Origin of the sequence: Hydrogenovibrio sp. JE_KL2 (genome assembly GCF_009296185.1) — a bacterium.
Classification (GTDB): domain Bacteria; phylum Pseudomonadota; class Gammaproteobacteria; order Thiomicrospirales; family Thiomicrospiraceae; genus Hydrogenovibrio.
The window spans coordinates 562,078-581,337 of record NZ_WBJR01000001.1 but is presented as its reverse complement, the minus strand read 5'-3'; the positions used below and the strand labels follow the sequence as shown (position 1 = coordinate 581,337).

Below are 19,260 nucleotides of genomic sequence, written 5' to 3'. Positions count from 1 at the left end.
TCCTAATCATCACAAACATTTCCCCAGTAACGGGGCATTAAAATTCAAAATTCTTTGGTGAAACTGGCTTCATTAATCCGCTAAAACTAATCTTCAAGCGGTCTTTGAAACACGAGTTTATCATCTCTTAGCAGAACTTCAATGAAGCCTTTTTTATATTCCGCGCCAATGTCTTCTGCCAATAAATACAAACCGGAGATGCACACCAGTTCCGGATTCAATTCTTTTGCGAAAATACGCGCATCCGTCATACCGGAAGAGCCTGCAAACACTTTGCCGAGAATCTTGCCGAATACATGGACATGTCCATCTGCCACAACTTCGGCACCTGGGTTTACCGAGCCCATCACCATCAAATCACGCCCCTTGGCATAGATCTGTTGTCCTGAACGCACGGTGCCTTGCACCACCATCGCCGTGGTTGCTTTAGGTTCATCACTTTCTACCGGTGCTTCGGCAGTCTGTTCTTTCTTACGTTTCTTAACTTCTTCAGGGAACACCGCCAAACCAGCGTAAGATGCTTGTTCTTGAATAGACTGGTCTTCGGTACGCACCCCAATCGGAATCATTTGCTTCTGATGCAGAAACTCAACCAGCAAGGCCAGAAACATTGGATCTTCAGGTTGAATCTTGAATTCAATCACCACGGGAATGCCAGCAAAGAAATCCGGTGCCTGATCAATTTTATCGGTGATGGCAGATTTGGTCTGCTCAATGTCAGCAGAGTGGACACGTAGTACCGTCAAAGACAGGATGGAGCCTTTCAGCTCAATAATTTTACTCATAATGGGTTATAGATTTCTGCCCCGTTTTGCATCTCATGTCGGATGTTCGGGCTTTATATTTTTATAGGAAATTGGTTCTATGAAACTGACAAGAATATTACTTGAGACAAGGCTTTGAGTCAAAACAAAAACGCCGGAGAAATGCATTAATACACTCGCTCCGGCGTCTTAGTGCTCAAGCCATAAGACCAGTTTTCAACACTTACTCTCGACCGATCTTTTTCATCAATCTCTGATATGCATCTTCCAAGGTTTTCTTATTGGCATCGTTTGCTTGAGAGTCTTTCAGCACTTGGTTGAAGTCGTTATAAGGATACTTCATCAGCACATAAGACTTGTACATACCGTTGATTGGCTCCACTTTTTGTTTCACCACTTGTGCACCAGACAAATTCACTTTATCGACAAAGTTGTTGATAACATAGCGATATTCACCTTCACCGGAACCGGTCATGGTGTCTTCGCCCGACAATTCAGATTTCATGGTTTTTGCCAGTTCATAAGATGCTTGCAGCTTGGCTTTGCGCATGGAGTTGACCAGGTCTCTGTCTGAACCGATCCCCACACCATAGAAACCGCTACCATCAGTCTTTGGTGGATCAAGCACCCAACCTGGCAGATTTTTCATTTCCTGTTCCATCTGCTCCTGACGTCGTTCAGCTTGTGCTTCGGCGGCATCAGACTGAATTTTTTCAACCTTGGCCTGCTCTTCGGCGATATCCGTTTTAGACGGCGTGCTTGAACAGCCCACCAAACTCATTGCCGCACCAAACATGACAAGATGTAACAGACTTTTTTTATTGTTTTTCATTCGGTTACTGATGTTTTCTTTGCAAATTTCCATGCTACCTTCCTTTTGTATCGCTCTTATCGTCCTAGTGTTCACATGACGCGATTTACTGTCATTCTACTCAGGTAATAAAGTTTTTCCAGTATAGTTTATCTTCAATGGAAGCTTCACAAAATTAAAGCAATATGAATTTTTCCTTGCTTGACCTTTTACGAAGCGCGCATTTTCCATTACTATTGCATCAATAGATTTTGCTTAATCAAGGCTCATATAATTCCACATGAAAACGCCAAAAACCCACTTTGTCTTTTTGAAACACTTTTTGATAGTTTTATCCCCCCTACTTATCCTGCAACTGTCCGGCTGTGCTACCACAACCCGCATTCAATACCTGGAACCCGCGCAAGTAGAACAAGCCGCGAAATACAAACGTGTCGCCGTCAATACCTTTAAAAATGATAGCGTGGGATTGGGTGGCAAAATAGAAACGCGCTTGAGCCAGAAGAATGTTGAAAACAAACCCTACTACACCGTTTTGAACCGCCAGGATTTCGATAAGATTCTAAAAGAACAAAAACTCCAGTATTCCGGGCTGACCAATGAAAAAGACATCGTCAAGGCCGGAGAATTGATTGGCGCGCAGGCTTTTGTTACTGGCGAAGTCTCTTCTGCGGCATCACAAGACAGCCGTTTTTATACCGAGCGCCAAGAGTGTTTGGACAAAAAATGTAACTACGTCCGAACCTATCGAGTGCCCTGTACAAAACGCACCATTTCAATGAGTGCGAATATCAAGATTATCGACATCCAAACCTCCAGCGTCATATACAGCAACAGTTACTCGCCTTCCAACAGTTGGTTTTCTTGTGCCGACATGCCGGTGACGCTCCCTGCGTCGGACACTATCTGGCAACGTCAGGCAAATGACATCGCCGCAGATTTCGTGAGTAAAATCGCTCCGCGCTATGTCTACAAACGTATTGAGCTGCTTGATGATCCTGATATCGACTACAACGACAATGAAAAACAACTATTGAAAAGCGGCATCGCTTTTGTGGAAGCCCACCGCATGGACAAAGCTGACCAGATTTTCAGTCAACTCGTCTACCAAACGCAATCACTATCTTACGTAGCGGCTTACAACTTGGGCGTTGTCAAAGAAGCAACTGGAGAGTATGACGAAGCCAAAAAACTCTACACCCTTGCCGATAGTTTGCAAAAAGAACCTGTTGAGGCCATTAATCAGGCCATCAACCGCATCAACCAAGTTATCGCGCAACATAAGAAAGCGACAGCGCAGATTGCACAACCATGATGATACGCACTCTTTTCGCCCTAACGCTGGGATTATTACTCACATCCTGTGCCGATACGCCTAGCAAACCACTCCCGCTCATTCAGCCGCCTGCTTGGTACATGACGCCACCCGCCGATACTCTGTTGGATTTATATGGTGCTGGCGCAGGAAAATCTCGTGAAAAAGCTGTGCAAGCCGCGCTCAATGATTTGGCATCCAAGCTTGGCGTACAGGTTAGTTCTCAGTTCAAACTCCAGCATAAAAGCACCAATAGTGCTTATGCATTCGATGAAGAAACCACTGACCAGAAAATCTTGACGGAGGTGCAAACGACCACACTGAATCAGTATCAAGTCGTTAAAACCGAACAAACCGGTTATGACCGTTTTTATGCCCTAGTGAAAACAGATAAAACCGCATTAGCCTTTGCGATTCGTAACCAGCTACAACAACAGATTGAAAGTTTTTTACGTGTCGAAAAACAGTTTTTGAACAATCATCAGCCGGGCTATTTAACCTGGCAGTTCTATGATTCCGAGCATCAAAAACTAGCCGCTTTTGAGCGCCAAGTTGCCATACTACAAACACTTAAAAAACGTGAAAATACAAAACTTTACAGAGACTATCTAACAGACGTTTCAAAAAAATATCAGTCCGCAAAAACGAGCGTAAAATTCTTTATCCGCGCAACTTCTTCAACAGGCACGATGCTGCAACCCACATTGGAAAATAAAATCACGGCATCGGGCTTTTCACTGGCACCTACAGATAAAGACGCAACGGATAACATTAACCTGGATGCGACTGAAAAATCGACTCAGGCTTATGGTTTTACCATTATCAGAAGCCAAGCGACCATTGCGTTTTATGAAGGGCAAAAACAACTAGGCAGCAATCAGTTTTCGCTAAAGGGTCAGGGATTGAACAACGAGCAAGCCAGCATCAATTTGCAAAATGACTTCAAGCAACAACTGCAAAGCAGTTCGCTACAACAGACGCTTGGCTTGAATAAAGAATAGAACTTTAAACGAAATCCGATTCGTTTAACTTAATGCGAAGCTGTGATTGCATGGTAGAAATCCAGATTTCTCCCGGCGAAGCTTCAAACACAAAAGCATAAGACAACCAAGCGCCCTGACAACTGGCGATAACCACAGGGTCGGTCCAAGTCCCCCCATCGTCATCAGAAAAGCGGATAGACAATTCTTCTCTTTGCCAGGACGCCGCGACTTCAGAGAACAAACCGGACACGCGTCTCGCCGCTGACTCGCCTTCTCGATACAACTGATTGTAAACCAGGCAGATTCGTCCGCTATTCAGTCGTCTAATCGTTGAGGGCGAACTACTGGCACTCAGTCCTTTTTCCAGATGCGTCCAACTTTCTCCCTCGTCCTCCGAGTAGGCATTCCAGAACCAATCTCTATTGGTGCGTATGCAATACCATAGACGTCCATCATTCAAAGGAAGTAATCGTCCTTCGTAACAGCCACCATGATGCCCTCTTCCGCCAATATCAATTTTGTTACTGGCATGCCAAGTTACGCCATCATCATCGGAATAGAAGGACAAACTGTAGTGACGTCCCTCTTCATAATCAAGATTTTGTGCGGAAATCACCAGACGCCCGGATGGCAACACAACCATGCTCATGGCTTCTGCAGCATAGCCTTTTTGTACCAAGACGGGTTCCTGCCAGGTTTTTCCGCCATCCAAACTACGAATGACCCACTGGTAGGCATGAGTGTTTTTGGTCGGTTTATTGGTCTTGCTGTGCCAGTTGAAATACAGGTCGTAAATAAAAGAGACCACCAATGTGTTATCTTGCGAGAGCGCAATACAATGGCTGTCATTAAGAACAAAATCATCATCTTCATCAAAGATAGGAAAAATCTGCCAGGTTGCCCCCTCGTCATCGGATAGATAGGCGGACTTGCGGTGCAACCAAATCAATTGCCCGTATTGATTGCGCGCAAATGGACCATTAAATGCATGTTCCAAAGGTTGGACTGCTGGATGAAGAAAGACTGAGTGGTCGGTTACGGGGGCCAACTCAAAATTCAATTTAATGTCAGGGTACTCAATTCTTTCGTTTTGCGCTGCCATGCTTATGTTTGCTCTCTTTATCTAGCCGTCTTTGGCTTGAGTTTACGTTAAAATAATGGGATGACACCAGAAACTTTAAACAAACTGCCTGAAATCCTTCGTCGTGACTTGGACGATAATCTTTGTGTTTGCAATGAGGTCACTAAACGAAAAATCATTGATGCCATTGAATCAGGTGCAGTCACTTTGGATATGGTTCAACGCCAAACCTATGCTTCAGACGGTAATGGTTGTTGCAAGCGCCAAGTCTCAAGATTGATCGAATGCTTAACCGACACTTCGGATTCGGCGGAATAAAGCTCAGTTTTTACGTTCTGAAATAAATTGCGCAAACTCTTTTGATGGTATGGGTTTACTAAAATAATACCCCTGAATTTCATCACAACCTTTTTCTTCCAAGAAGCTTAATTGCTCTTGCGTCTCAACCCCTTCGGCAATGGTTTTTAACCCTAGGCTTTGTGCAAGGCTGATCATCCCGACAATAATTGATCGATCATCGGCATCAACCGCAACATCTTGAACAAAAGACTGATCGAGTTTTAGCTTGGTGGCTTTAAACTTTTTGAGGTAACTCAGTGACGAATAACCCGTACCAAAATCATCAATGGCTATTTTGATTCCATGAGCGGTTAATTTGTCCATAATTTTTACGGCTGAATAAGGGTCAGACATCGCAAGCGTCTCAGTCAACTCGACCGTCAAGCAAGATGGCTCAACAGTGTGTTTGTTCAGTAGACCAATAATTTGACTTGGTAGCGCTTCGTCACGGAATTGCGCTGCAGATAGGTTCACGGCAATATTTACAAACGGTAAACCTTGTTCCTGCCATTCTTTTATTTGTTCAATAGCAGTTTCCATGACCCAGTTGCTAATCTCAAGAATTTGCCCGCTTTGTTCCGCAACAGGAATAAATTCGGCTGGAGAAATTTTACCTAAATCGGGGTTATTCCAACGAATCAATGCTTCAGCACCCACCACCTCATGCGTATGCGCACAAACCTGAGGTTGGTAATACATTTCAAATTCGTTTCTTGCTAGTGCCGTTCTCAAGGCGCTTTCAATCGACATGGTTTTAGCCGCATGCTTTTGCATCTCTGCGGTAAAGAATCGGTAGGTATTGCGACCATCATTTTTAGCTTGATACATTGCAGTATCAGCGTTTTTCAACAAGCTGCCGGCATCCGAACCATCCTGAGGATAAATGGCAATTCCCACCGATGGCGTAATTTTTAGGTTCAGATTTTCCAACAACATTTCCGACGCGACAGATTTCAATATTTTTTCTGCCATATGAGCGGCCTCATTTTCATCAGCGTCAGGCATCACTGCAATAAACTCATCCCCACCTTGTCGACCTAGCTGATCATCCGGCTGTAAAAGCATTGATATACGTCGCCCAACTTCCATCAGCAGCTTGTCACCGACATAATGCCCTAGGGTATCGTTGATATTCTTAAAGTGATCCAAGTCAATGAACAAAACAGCTATATTTTTATGTGTCCCTTCTGCCAAACCGATTTCCTTGGTAAGCCTTTTGATCAGTGACTCTCTATTGACCAAATTCGTAAGGCTGTCAAAGTGTTCCAGTCGATGAATGTGCTCTTCTGACTCTTTTATTTTCGACATATCGGTAAACACACCGATATATTGCATTACCTCTCCATGCTTATCCTTACCTTGGCTGATTGACAACCATTCAGGATAAAAACGTCCAGACTTATGTTTGTTCCAGATTTCACCTTGCCAATGACCTTCTTCTCTAATCTGGCGCCACATTTGTTCGTAAAACTCATTTGTATGCTTACCTGAAGAAAGGACACTTGCCGTTTTGCCCAACACTTCTTCCCTAGAATAGCCTGTGATCTCGCTAAATGCGTCATTGACCATCAGTAGCTTCTGGTTCGCGTCGGTAATCATAATGCCTTCCCGGCTTTGCTCGAACACCTTGGAAGCCATCTCAATTTGCTCTTCGGTTTTTCTTCGTTCTGTTATATCGGTGATAAAACCATGCCAAAGAATCGAGTCATCATCTTGTTTTTGAGGTACTGCATTACCCGATAGCCAGCGTACTTCACCATCATCAAACTTCACTCGATACTCTAACTGCCAAGGGGAGAGATTCTCCGCCGACTCCTGTATTGAAAGAGAAACCATTTCTATATCTTCTGGGTGAATGATTTTGAATACAGAGCTCGCATCTTTCACGACATCTTCAGCTTTTACATGATAAATGCGTTCAATTGCATCACTTGCAAATGGGAAGCAGCTTTGGCCGTCCTTGAAGAGTTGGTATTGATAAATCACGCCCGGCAGACGCCCTGCTAACTTTTGTAAGCGCTCCAGCGCTTCCTGCCGCTCATGCTCGATTGTCTCGCGCTCTTCTTCCGCGACATAGGAAGAAAGGGCAAAACTGATGTCAGCTCCCATTTCCAACAATAGATTCTGCATTTCCTCATCAAACGCATTCACCACATCCGAGTAGATATTTAAGGTCGAAACCACTTTTGATCGTTGCGTCAAAGGAATGGAGGCCGAAGACTTCCAACCGAATTTACGTGCTCGTTCGTGCCAATGAGCGGTATTTACATCTTGTTCAAAATCTTGGCACCAATAAGGCATATTTGTCGTAATCGCTATTGCCGCTGGACCTTTTAGCTCTTCGTCCTTCACAGATATTTCAAGCCCTTGGAGATAGTCAGAGTTTATGCCTGATCGAGCAACAGGCTTAACAAACCCAGAAGCATTATCCAGCTTGCCTATCCAAGCCATTTTCATATCGCCATTATTAACGATAACCTCACATACTCTGTCATATAACCCCTGTTCGGTATGACACTGGATAATGGCTTCATTGGTTTGGCTCAACGCAGAGTGGATTTTTGCAAGCCTTTCCAACCTAAGCTCGTCTTCTTTACGTTTGGTGATATCTCGGGCAACGCCAAGTACGCCAATTACACGTCCTCGGCTATCAAGCACGGGCGTTTTAACTGTCGAGAACAATCCTCTATAACCATCCTCTGCCAAAGTTAGCCATTCCTCATTTTCTGTTGAACGACCTGCTTGCATCGCTTTGTTATCATGTTCCCTAAAGGAATCTGCTACCTCCTTGTCAACAAAGTCATAGTCCGTTTTTCCGACAATGTCATTTTCTTTCACGCCATACAGAGATTCAAAGCGGGAGTTACAACTTAAGTAAACACCGTTAATATCTTTAAGCCAAATCAAATCGGGGATGGTGTTAATCAATATGTTCAAATGATTTTGACGCTCTAGGTAACGATCACCAAGCTGCTTAATCTCGGTCATATCCTGGACAGTCAGCAAAAAGTGCTGAACATCACCATTGGTACGGCGAGTACACTGAACACTGGCAATCACGTAAACCAAGTCTTGATTCCCACCTACAAAACGCGTTTCTTGAGTAAACCCATCCAATTTATGACTGGCCACCGCCTCAAAACGCTGTTTAAAGTGAGCTACTTCTCCATAAGGCAATAAATCAAAAAAGGATAACGCGGTCAGTTCCTCATCGGAGTAACCTAACATCAACTTAAAGCGCTGATTAAAGCGTGTCCAACGCAAATCTTCAGCAGATAAAATTGCCATCCCAATAAACGGTAAGTCATAAAACTGTTGTAGTACGCGCTCGTTTTCAGTTTTTTGCGCTAGCAGTCGATAATTATCAAGATGCCTTTGCTTGGATAAAACCACCCAAAATGCAACTGCGATAATCAATAAGGCAATGAACGAAACTACACTAATCCAGAAAACCAAGTCGTCTAAAGATGCATGTGCTTCTTTAACATCCACTTTAGACACCACCATCCAATTTGTACCCTTTATTGGATAATAAGCGGCTATGACAGCCTTGCCACGATAATCTATGCCTTTTGTTTTACCGGCAACACCTGATCTTAATGCAATCGCAGACACGATATTCTGGTCATTGACCGAAAACTTCTGCTGAGAAAAAAGTGTCTCGCCAGCAAACTTGAGTGGCGAAAGATAGTCGATATGACTTCCCTCTTTGCGAACCAATAAGCTTTCACTTGTAGCACTGACGGTAGGCCATTTTTGGATATGGGAAAAAAGATGGTGAGACAAGTCAGAAAATAACGCTACAAGCGCGACAACAGACGATTTGCCGTCAATCGTGTGAATTAAAGGAACAACAGCACAGATGTCAAAAGTACCATCCTTATCTTGCAAAATATCACTTCGGACAAGACGCATATTTTTAATGCTTTTGCTTAACAGTTCAGCTATGCCAGCATTATTTAAATGATTGTTATCGCCATCTTCCAGCTTTAACAACAGCTTTCTATCAGGCGAAACAAGCTCGATAGACTCATAACCATAAAATTCTTTCAACGCCCCAAACAACGCCAAAATATTATTTTTTACCGTTTCATCGTCAGGTTTTTTGGAAAGCTGTTGGACATAGTCCATTAGGACATTATTGCTTGAAACAACGTTAGCTACTTTGTTCTGCTCTTCCAACCAATTTTGTACTTGATAAGCTCTTAATTCGGCAACGGAAAATAGATTATTAAAAGACTGGTCTTCCATTTCCGGACCATGGTTTTTGATAATCGTGATTGCCAACGCAGGCACCATCAAAAACAACAGCAAAAAAACCAACCAGATATTCTGACGCTGCATTGTATTTTTTACACGAGCTAAAAAGTTATTACGTTTCGTCATTGCTCTTTTATTTTCTATATAACTGACAACAGTTTAACGCTTAATCATTCGGCATTACCAGCAAAACACTTGCTAATGCATCGGAAATACATAATTCATCCAAGAGCTCATGCGTAATAAAACTTTGCGAATGACTGACAAATGATGAAAATGATCAGAATAGACTGCGGCCTGCCCATAAGCCCCGCCTAACACCCTGTCCTTGTACTTTTCAAAACGAGGATCCGTAATGGTGATTTGCACCGGTATCAACCCTGGACGATGATTGGTATCCGACAGCAAATAACCATTCGCCTGAAGCTGACCTTCCGCCAAAACACGCAAGACATGCGACACTTTTCCTTTAAAAACTTCTCCCGGTAAGCCATCAAAAGCCACTTCGGCATCAAACCCTGGCTGCAGCCTCATCATGCTGTTCTGTCTGAACCAGGCGACCAACAAATGTGCATCAGCGTTTACAAACACCATTACCGGTCTTAGCGGCATTGGCACTGCATACATTCCTGGTTTTAAAAACAGCTGAGAAACATAACCATCTGTTGGCGCATAGACCGTTGTTTGTGCCAAATCAAACTGCGCTTTTTTCAGTGCACCAGTCAAAGAGTCCACAGTCGCGGTTGTTTCATCTACTGAAAATTGTCTACCAAGCCCTTTACGCATCATTTCCTGCGCTCGTTTTTGGTTTTTCTTCGCAACAATCAACTTTGCCTCAAGCTCTTTTACCTTATCTTCATAAGGCTCGGAATCCAATTTAAACAAAGGCGTACCCTGCTTCATGAACTGGTTTGCCTTAGCATACACCTCAACCACGCGCCCCTTAACTGATGGTGAAATCGGCGTCGTATAAAAATACTCTCTTGCCTGCGATGAATACGGATGGCTATAGTTCATCAGCGTCAACAAACCCCCAATCAAAAGAACGCCCCCCAAAAAGGCTGTTGGCACCGTCCATTTATTAAGAGGGATTTTAAATATCTTGAAAACCGCTACCGCAATAGCCACATAGGTCGCAATCAATAACATATCCATTATTGATCTCCTTCTTGCGAAACCTGACGTTCGTGACGCAATTGCTCTTTCAGAATAGTTAATTCAGCTTGTAAATCAGCAACTTGTTTTTCCAAGTTAATGAGGTGTTCGGTTTTCGCACCTTGAGACGAGCCATTTTGAGAAAAGCCCCACCCTCTATCTTCTCGATACAAGGTTGCCCATATCCATAAAAAAGGCCAAAGAAGGTGTAAGGTAAATAAACTGATCCAGCCAGCTACGTGAATTGCATCCTGCTGAGGGTGATTGCGACGTTTTGCGATTTCATAGGGAATGTCATGAATGGCAATGATGCCGTAGAACAAAGTAATGCCAACAAAAAACAGCATAAACAACGCAAAGTAATCCAGCATAAACGCCTCCTAAAATCGATTGAATTTATTCTAGCGTAATTCTGGTGTGAGTCATTAACTTATTGGAGTTTTACGTATTAAGACAAAAGGATTGTCAAAGAATTGGTGCCAATGAATCGAATAGAGCCGGCGCTAACGCGGACTCTATTTCCCAACACATCAAGCATGAGCAGTATCCAGCAACTCATCGTGGTTTTGCGTTTCTTCAACAGGCAAAGGCACGTCTTCGTTGGCTGACAACGCGTTTGATGCCATTGCACTCACTAATTGATTCAACTGAGCATCTAACTGATCTTGGTTCACACTATCTGTTGCTTGCTGTGGTTCACCTGATACTGAAGCAGCAGGTTTTTCATAACTTAGTGCAACGTCAGCGAAACTTCCTTCAGAGCCATCTTGATAGGTAAAGGCTCCTTTACCGAATATGGTGTATCCATTACCGTCTTCTTGCTGATGATCTGACGTTAGCTGAATAGAAGAAATCCCCGCTTGCTCCATGGAAACAAACTCTCCTTCCTCTGTTTGACCATTTAGATTAGCGTCCTTCCATAAACCAAAGTCTTTCCATTTTTCATCTTGAGCATCAAAAACACCATCATGGTTGCTATCAAACGCTAGTGCCAAACCTTCTAGGTCTGTTTTGGCGTTTGGATCATATTCAGAAAATGCAATTTCTGATGCATCGTTTACCAGACCATCATGATTCCAGTCATAGGCGAGAATCGCATCGCCGGAGTCATTTAGCCAGTTCCCTGTTTCTTGTTGACCATCGGCATCAAAATCAAAGTCAACTTGAGAGCCTAGGTCAAAACCGTTTTCATTTAAATCTAAAATGACAGGTGTAGCCGACCCCAGATTTCCTTTATCATGATAGCCTTGCACGCCAAATTTAAATTCACCATTAAATAGATAATTAAAAGAAAAATCATACAAAGATCTTGAATTTTTGGTGTTATTCCAAGTATCAACATCATTAACCCTACTTACTGGAACACCACCACTTGTGATGAAGTTAAGCGCTGTTTGTGCACTGTACATATTTACTCCAATATAATCGGAAACATACGTGGGCTGATAATTGTCATCATATTCTACATAGTTGTGGTTGTAACCATATCGAATATAATCAAGTTGACCTTGCGCTGTATATGTATTATTAGATTGATCGGTTGCAGTTACCCAATAATTCTGATGATTGTAGTCAAATTCATCGTTAAATTCGTCATATCCAATTAACCCTGAAACATATTCTTTGTTGGCCGATAAATGGCTCTTTAATTTGGTAGCACCGCCTGATGCTATGTCAACATGTATTTGCATATTTTCCCAGCTTGTATCTGGGTCAATAATATTGAAGTTATACATCGTATATGACGTATCTGAAGGATCAAAACCTGCGGTATATTTTCTAATATAATCTTGAGTAGTAACATCAATGATGGGTGCATCATCGACACTTTGTAGGTTTATATAGGTACTATTTGAAGTGCTACCGCCATTTGAATCTTGTATTGAATAACTAAAATCTATTTTTCCGTTGTAGTTATGCTCTGCATAAAAAGCACCGTTCCCATAGTTGGTGTCCAGATGGTTTCCAGAAAAGTTTGTCACATTTACGTTTGTACCATCTTCAATATCGTAGACTTTGGACTTAAGCACTCCTGATAAGTCAATCATGTTAAAAGTGTTATTGTTCTGAAAACCAGACGTGCCATCTTCATAATAGTTGCCGGATGCCGCAGCGTCGGTATCCAGTATGAAGGGATTATTATTCCTGCTATCCAAGTACAAGCTATCCGTCCCTTGATATCCTGAACTAAACTGTAATCTAGCTACATCTTCAAGCTCATAGTATTTACCTTCGTATACCAACTCATCATTGCCATTTGCATTTTTGGTTAGTTGGTAGGCGCTACTGCCTGAATGAAGTTGAGTTAAGAAGTCTTGTAACCCTATATCAAGCTTCAATACATTTTCGCTTCCAGTACCTGTGCCGATTAATTTAACCTTGTGACTTGCACCTGTTTGCTGTCCAATAAAAAGGCTCTCATCCATTTCACCTTGGAACTTCAGTTCTTGAACATTATCGTTTAACTGTATATGTTCAATATCTTTAATTCCACTCAAGTCCTGACTGGCTTGAGTAGCGGACAACGCCAACGTATCTTCACCATCTCCACCATCCAGAACACTATCCGAACCTTCTGTATAAAGCGTGTCATTACCTGCCCCACCATAAAGTTTGTTGTTACCCGCTCCACCAACCAATGAATCATTACCATCTTCACCGTAAACTAAATCATTGCCAGCATCACCGTAAAGCGTGTCATTGCCCTTGTTACCATAGAGAGTGTCATCACCTAGCTCACCTTTAACAACATCATTACCAATAGAGGCATGAACTTCATCATTTCCACCGCCGGCCATAATCGTGTCACCGCCAATAGTTTGATCAAAAGTATTCAGCGATAATGTTTTTGAAACTTCAGTTTCATCACCATTAAGAGCCTCTTCGCTTTTCGTCACAACATCAAAACTAAAAGCTCCAGTATCCGTTGGCACAGCAATGCTGACTGGTAGGTATGACTGCACATCAAAATCCGTTAAATATTGCCCATTTTTAACATTCAACGGAATATTGTTACTATCCAAAATAACCGTGCCTGTTGGCAACCCAACCAGTCTAGTGGTAAGAGACTCTGAGCCATCAAGATCCGTTAACCCTGTCGTTAACGTTAGAGGATAATGTGTATAGGTGTTTCCATAGATAGTATCGTCTTCGTCACCGGTTTGGATTGTATCGCTACCACGAGATCCTGCATAAACTCCAGAACCATTGACCACACCCCCTAAAACAACGTTTTCGATCGGTAATTGAGCATTCGCATCAAGAATCGGTTGATCAACAACTGGTTCAACATGTACAGGTAAAGTAGCCCTGCTACTTTGGGCAAAACCTGTTGAGATAGACTTAGCCAATACCGTAACGTCTAATGAAACATCAACACCACTATTTTCTGCTGGGTAAAATATCAACCCAGAAAGCTCTTTTGGTTGAAGCAGATAACGTCCATCGTTCAATAAAGTTCCAGCAGATAGCTTAGCCCCAGACGGCACGCCATCAATATAGACTTCTAAGGTTTCATCATTGGGGTTTTGCCCCGTAAGATTGATGACCAAAGACACGCTGTTATCTTCTAACGTCGTAGCTGGCTGTACAGTCAACAAAGGTACCAAAAAAGGAGTTATTACATCTGAGCCTGAAGCCGTATTATCTAAGTCTAACGATGTATCTTGACTAACGGCATCAGTGTTAGTTTGAGCATCTACTACCGATTGGCCTTGTTCTTCAGAACTTGAAGAAGGTGTTACACTACTGCCCGCTTGCCCCTCAACACTGCTTGCTTCTGTCTCAACTCCAATTTGAGCTGTAGATACAGTATCCGTATCAGCCGCAACTCCATCACCAGTTACTTCAGTCGACGCCGTGGCAGTCGTATTTGTAGCACTCGTTGTCGCGACCGTTTGACTAATTTGATTGTTTACTGGCTCATAAGCTTCTTCTGTGCCTAATAATGCATTCATCTGGTCAATCTGCTGACTAGTTGACGTGGTATTTTCTAAGCCAGAGCTTTCTGTTTGAAATAGTGTATTATCTTCAAACAATTGATTTTGTTGTTCAGACACCTGCTCACTATTAGATAGCTCTTGCGCCTGAGCACTCAGGGCTGCGACCATTGAGGTTGCAAAGGCTGCGGATGCAGCAGCATTTATACCTGTACGTACTCCGCCTCCATCTTCCTGCTCTTCACGGGCTTCTTTGTCGATTTGTGCTAGTCGTTCAAGCAAGGTGTCCATGTCGGTTACAACAGCTGTACCATCTTCTTGCTGGAAGGCAACCTGTTCAATACCGTCAAGCCTGGTGATTTCGTTATCAGGTCCTTGCAGAGTCACTGAACCATTGATAGTGTTTAACAGAGCATAGTCTTCTACTGAACCCTGTAAAATGGCAGTATCGTTTCCTTGCCCACCTATTAGTGTATCGGAACCTTCTCCTGCATAAAGGGTGTCGTCACCTTCACCACCGATCAGAATATCATCTCCGGCATCACCATAAAGCGTGTCGTTTCCGCTTCCACCGGAGAGAATATCATCACCTTCCCCACCAGAAAGAATGTCGTCTCCTTCCATTCCATCTAATCGGTCATCACCGGCTTTTCCAACCAATGTATTATTAGCTTCATTACCAACCACTCGGTCATTGCCATCTGTACCCAGTACGTTTTCTAAGCCCCCTAGGCTGTCGCTATTTTTTCCATCGTTGGCAAAGCCATCCGCTTCACCTCCGTTTACGGACGTCTGGTTAAGAGAAACATGTACGCCATCGGCTTCTTGATCTGAGAAGGTCAGTGTATCCGTTCCACAACCACCATCAATATGATCTTTACCTGCACCTCCATCAAGAACATCATCACCTTCACCACCCAGCAGGATATCGTTACCGGCACCACCAGATAAAAGGTCATTTCCTTCTAAGCCGGATAGGGTGTTATCGTCGTCACTACCAATGAGTTGATCGTTATAGTGCGAACCTACTGCATTTTCTATACTGTCAAAAGTGTCGCCTTCAGCATAACCGCCATGGCCTTGTCCTGTTGTTAGGTCAACAGACACACCTTCATCACTTAATATATAGCTAGCCGTGTCGCTTCCTGCACCACCTATATTGTCGGTAACTGCGACTGACTCTACAATCAAGTCATCACCAGACCCTGCATCGACTTGTGCTGTGGCATCGTTAGTCAACAAAATATCATCACCGTTCAACCCTGAAAGTTTGCTATCTATTTGCTGGCCGAAGCCGCTGAATTGTTTATCCAGCGCTTGTTGTTCATCCATTTCCATGCCGGAGGCATTGCTCATATTGGCAACGGTTTTGGCGATGTTGACCGTCAGGTTTTGGTCGGCGACATTGTCCAGAGTGAGAGTTGTATCTGGTGTTTCGCCATTGAGGCTTTTATCAAGACCGTTCATTTGCACCATCAGTTGGTGCAGGTTGGATTTAATTTCCACCGGTTCGTTGGTGTCCCGATTGGTGAAATCGAGGTTCATATTAGAGTCGGTGGTTGACCAGTTGTTCCAGTCTGAGATGATCATGTGGGGAACGTCTTCCAACGGCGTGTCGGCACTTTGTCCACGACGATTGTAGATGGTGAGTTCGCCGTTTTCTTGTTTAAAGGCAAGATCGGACAGATCGCTCTGTGCCAGAGAGAATTGTTGATCCGGGTTATTGGCATTCAACTGGTTATGGTGGAGTATTTCATATTCAAGGCGCGTAGCATCGTCCAGAGCGCTAGGATTTTGCAGATTGAGTGATTGGGTGTCGTTAAAATAGCTTTGCCATTCAATGGCTTGTTTCAGCCCGCCCTCCCTGTTGGCGGCATCAGTATTTAACAGATCATCGAGATTGGATTGCAACTGGGCTTGCTTGCTCTGTAAGACAGATAATTGTTGTTGGTCTTGTTCGTAAGGCGTCAGCTTATGCGTAGAACCGACTTCGGCAGTCGAGACACTTTGTTCTAAAAAACCCGGTTTTTCATCTTGGAGTTTTAGTTGCAGGTCGCTGATCTGTTGATTGATCGCATTGAGTTCGGCGGTATTGGCGTTGTAGCTGTTGAGATCGTTCAGATTGGCGCTCATCATCTGGTCGACGGCAATTTTGATGCCGGGATCTTGATCGTAGGCTTCTAAATGTTTGGCACTACTGACTAAGCTAAGAATATCGCTTGCCGACACTTGGTCATTATGAACCATGCGATTCACATAGGTATCGCCACCTTCGATAACGGTGTCTTTGAGCACGGTGCCAATGGTGTTTTTCATGCCTTGTGAATCAATTTTACCGACATCTTGTCCGTTGACTTTTATATATTGGTGCTTACCAATATAACCAACTTCTATTTTAGGGAGGTCGTAGCGATTTGCGATTTGGCCGGAACCGGCAATTTGATTGAGAGTATCTTGAATAGAGGAGGATAAGCTGTGAGAAGCGCCTTCAATTCCTTCCGTTTTTCCTCCATTTTTTTCGTAAGTAGAGACGACTTCATACACACCAGTGTAAGGGTTGTACTCAAGTGTAACCCCTGCTTCTGGCTCTGGTGGCTTTTCGTCCATACCAAACACAGCGGAGACAAAGTTGCCAACCAAGTTAACAGCACTAATGGGGTTGATAAGATCAAGTGCGATTTCTCCAACGTCCATTTCAGAGTATTCGTTGAATTTTTCGCCAAGCGTATCGCCTATCGCTGCCCCCAGATAGCTTCCTATCGCAGCACCTAATGGCCCCAGAAAGCAAAGGAATGTAGAACCTAATATAGTTCCCACTGTTGAGCCTATAGCCGAACCAATAACTTCCGCTTCAGTTCCTGAATTCAAAACCTGTTGGGCAGCGTAGCTACCAACAATGCCACCTACAAGATTTCCTATCTGAGAAACGTTGCCAAGTTCCTTTAAGTTACCAGCTTGTGATACTTGAGAGGCCGCTTCGGCGTTATAGAACATGTTGCCGATATTGGTGGAGACACTTGATCCAAACTCACTCAATGTTTGCCCTGCTTGAATTGCTTGATAAGCAGCATCAACTGTCTTAGTCACTACTTGGGTAGTGACTGCATTAGCAATCTGCCCATCTAATCCAGAGCCAAATTTTAACCCTAAACCTTCATTTATAATTTGGCTGGCGACTAAAGAGGTTCCTGCTCCCTCTAAGTTGTTATTAAACGCTTCATTAACCTTTGTCCACTGCATACCATCTGTGGTGAATGACTCTCCTATAGCAAAGCTAGTGGTATCTATTGCAGAACCAATCAGTTGTTGCTCCCACTGCTCGTCATTCCAATCTTCGTGGGTGGTAAGGCTCATCCATTGCTTGAAGCCCTGTGATGTTGTTGACGAGGCGTCCATTATGGTTTTATTGGATTTTTCCTCGGCATTGATTGAATCAAGTGATTCTTTAATGAAGTCATTTTCTTCATCGAGTTGATTTAAGTAGTCTTCTTCTTGAGAAGCTGAATCTAATTGAGCATCAAGCTGTGTATTTTCTTCGGCATTAATAGAAGCTAGCGAGTCTTTTATAAAGGCGTTTTCATCTGCAAGCTGGTTATTGTATTGTTCTTGCTCACTAGCAGCATCTAGTTGCTTGTCTAATGCAGCGTTTTCGGCTTGAGATTGCGAGGTAGTTGTTGCTTGTTGGGACTGCGGTTGTTGCGTTTCAGACTTATTATTGCTGGTTGAGTTTGTTTGATTACTTGAAACAGAAATCTCATTTACATCGGGAGAGGATCCGTTAACCGTTGGAGCGATATAACTTGTAGAAGTCTCAATCGCATCATGATTATCGGCCTTTACATCTAACTCCACATCGTGTTTTTTTAAATCAGGCTCTTGAGAAACGGTAAAATCGAATTTACTTTGGTCTGGGTTTAATATATCTGGGGTATTTATCTCTTTCGCCAATCGAAGTATTTTTGCAGGAGATACCTCAAGATTTTCTAAATTAATCGAGTCAAATAATTGAGTTGCAAACTTTGTATACTCTTTTGGTAGTTGTTCAATTAATTTCTCAACTCCTTTGGCCCCGACCATGTTTATAGCAAAGTCTTCAACTTGGTCTATTAACGTATCCGGTTGAGATTTAGCGAACTTTAGAAAACCCTCTGAAGTATTAAGATCATATGAACTAAATGCTGTGCTTGGATCAGGAGAATAAGATATCCCATTGATTGTAGTGGTATGAACGGGGTTCGAGCTAAGAGTTTGTTTCAACTCTAGGGCATTCTGATATTCTTGTGAAGAAGTTCCAAGACTTTGCTCTAATTCTCCAACCTTATCGGGATAGTAGGCAAAATTCGGATTATTTAGATGACTGTAATCTCCTGATTTGAGACTTTGAACATCACCCGCAAGCTTAGTCGTTTGGTCGTAATAATCATTGAGAAGATTTTCTTGTTTATACATTTCTCGTTGTATTACGACCAATTTAACATTTAAAGCATTAATGTCTGACTCAGATAAAGTTTCTCCTCTTACCTGTAACTGCCGTTCAACCATTTTTTTTTGCAGTCCTAGGTTCGAGTAAGTTTGTTGCCAATCTTGTAACTTAGTTGTTAATGTATCTGCCAT

The 19,260-nt window shown here is 43.0% G+C and carries 10 protein-coding genes; 3 read left to right on the top strand and 7 right to left on the bottom strand.

Annotated features, from left to right (window positions below; translation table 11 throughout):
• Window positions 1–86: 86 nt before the first annotated feature.
• Both minC and F8R13_RS02710 read right to left on the bottom strand, forming a co-directional pair.
• Window positions 87–785 carry a septum site-determining protein MinC gene (gene minC, locus F8R13_RS02715; RefSeq protein WP_152831784.1) on the bottom strand — a complete coding sequence of 233 codons (699 nt, stop codon included), beginning with the start codon at window positions 783–785 and terminating at the stop codon, window positions 87–89.
• A 202-nt stretch (window positions 786–987) separates the two neighbouring features.
• The gene (locus F8R13_RS02710; protein ID WP_152831783.1) at window positions 988–1,629 is read right to left on the bottom strand and encodes a hypothetical protein; all 642 of its coding nucleotides are present in this window, start codon (window positions 1,627–1,629) and stop codon (window positions 988–990) included.
• 226 nt (window positions 1,630–1,855) lie between these two features.
• Here F8R13_RS02710 and F8R13_RS02705 point away from each other — a divergent pair, with 226 nt between their 5' ends.
• Together F8R13_RS02705 and F8R13_RS02700 are read left to right on the top strand one after the other, a co-directional pair.
• A complete protein-coding gene (locus F8R13_RS02705; protein ID WP_152831782.1) occupies window positions 1,856–2,890 on the top strand; it encodes a CsgG/HfaB family protein in 1,035 nt (344 codons plus the stop codon).
• A complete protein-coding gene (locus F8R13_RS02700; RefSeq protein ID WP_152831781.1) occupies window positions 2,887–3,891 on the top strand; it encodes an LPP20 family lipoprotein in 1,005 nt (334 codons plus the stop codon). Before F8R13_RS02705 ends, F8R13_RS02700 begins: the two co-directional genes overlap by 4 nt.
• Window positions 3,892–3,895: 4 nt before the next feature.
• Here the strand turns inward: F8R13_RS02700 and F8R13_RS02695 are convergent, their stop codons facing one another.
• On the bottom strand, window positions 3,896–4,975 hold the full coding sequence (locus F8R13_RS02695) for a sialidase family protein (RefSeq protein WP_152831780.1): 1,080 nt from the start codon (window positions 4,973–4,975) through the stop codon (window positions 3,896–3,898).
• 60 nt (window positions 4,976–5,035) lie between these two features.
• Between F8R13_RS02695 and F8R13_RS02690 the strand changes: the two genes are divergently transcribed.
• Window positions 5,036–5,272: a bacterioferritin-associated ferredoxin gene (locus tag F8R13_RS02690; protein ID WP_152831779.1), complete on the top strand. Its 237-nt coding sequence runs from the start codon at window positions 5,036–5,038 to the stop codon at window positions 5,270–5,272.
• Between the two features lie 3 nt (window positions 5,273–5,275).
• On the opposite strand, the gene F8R13_RS02685 is transcribed toward F8R13_RS02690, so the two are convergent.
• The 4 genes from F8R13_RS02685 to F8R13_RS11620 form a co-directional block, all read right to left on the bottom strand.
• Window positions 5,276–9,679 (bottom strand): EAL domain-containing protein, encoded by a 4,404-nt coding sequence (locus tag F8R13_RS02685; protein WP_152831778.1) that lies wholly within the window; start codon window positions 9,677–9,679, stop codon window positions 5,276–5,278.
• Window positions 9,680–9,751: 72 nt separating this feature from the next.
• Entirely contained in the window at window positions 9,752–10,708 is a 957-nt protein-coding gene (locus tag F8R13_RS02680) for an HlyD family secretion protein (protein WP_152831777.1), read from the bottom strand.
• Entirely contained in the window at window positions 10,708–11,079 is a 372-nt protein-coding gene (locus tag F8R13_RS02675; protein ID WP_152831776.1) for a DUF3302 domain-containing protein, read from the bottom strand. Before F8R13_RS02675 ends, F8R13_RS02680 begins: the two co-directional genes overlap by 1 nt.
• A gap of 159 nt (window positions 11,080–11,238) precedes the next feature.
• Window positions 11,239–19,260, bottom strand: coding sequence for a hypothetical protein (locus F8R13_RS11620; protein ID WP_152831775.1), 8,022 nt, complete (start codon window positions 19,258–19,260; stop codon window positions 11,239–11,241).

Bases quoted from the DNA above. Each gene is read 5' to 3' on its own strand.
- F8R13_RS02675 (WP_152831776.1), bottom strand. From the start codon at position 11,079: ATGCTGGATTACTTTGCGTTGTTTATGCTGTTTTTTGTTGGCATTACT.
- F8R13_RS02685 (WP_152831778.1), bottom strand. From the start codon at position 9,679: ATGACGAAACGTAATAACTTTTTAGCTCGTGTAAAAAATACAATGCAG.
- F8R13_RS02690 (WP_152831779.1), top strand. From the start codon at position 5,036: ATGACACCAGAAACTTTAAACAAACTGCCTGAAATCCTTCGTCGTGAC.
- F8R13_RS02695 (WP_152831780.1), bottom strand. From the start codon at position 4,975: ATGGCAGCGCAAAACGAAAGAATTGAGTACCCTGACATTAAATTGAAT.
- F8R13_RS02710 (WP_152831783.1), bottom strand. From the start codon at position 1,629: ATGGAAATTTGCAAAGAAAACATCAGTAACCGAATGAAAAACAATAAA.
- F8R13_RS02680 (WP_152831777.1), bottom strand. From the start codon at position 10,708: ATGGATATGTTATTGATTGCGACCTATGTGGCTATTGCGGTAGCGGTT.
- F8R13_RS11620 (WP_152831775.1), bottom strand. From the start codon at position 19,260: ATGGCAGATACATTAACAACTAAGTTACAAGATTGGCAACAAACTTAC.
- F8R13_RS02705 (WP_152831782.1), top strand. From the start codon at position 1,856: ATGAAAACGCCAAAAACCCACTTTGTCTTTTTGAAACACTTTTTGATA.
- F8R13_RS02700 (WP_152831781.1), top strand. From the start codon at position 2,887: ATGATGATACGCACTCTTTTCGCCCTAACGCTGGGATTATTACTCACA.
- minC (WP_152831784.1), bottom strand. From the start codon at position 785: ATGAGTAAAATTATTGAGCTGAAAGGCTCCATCCTGTCTTTGACGGTA.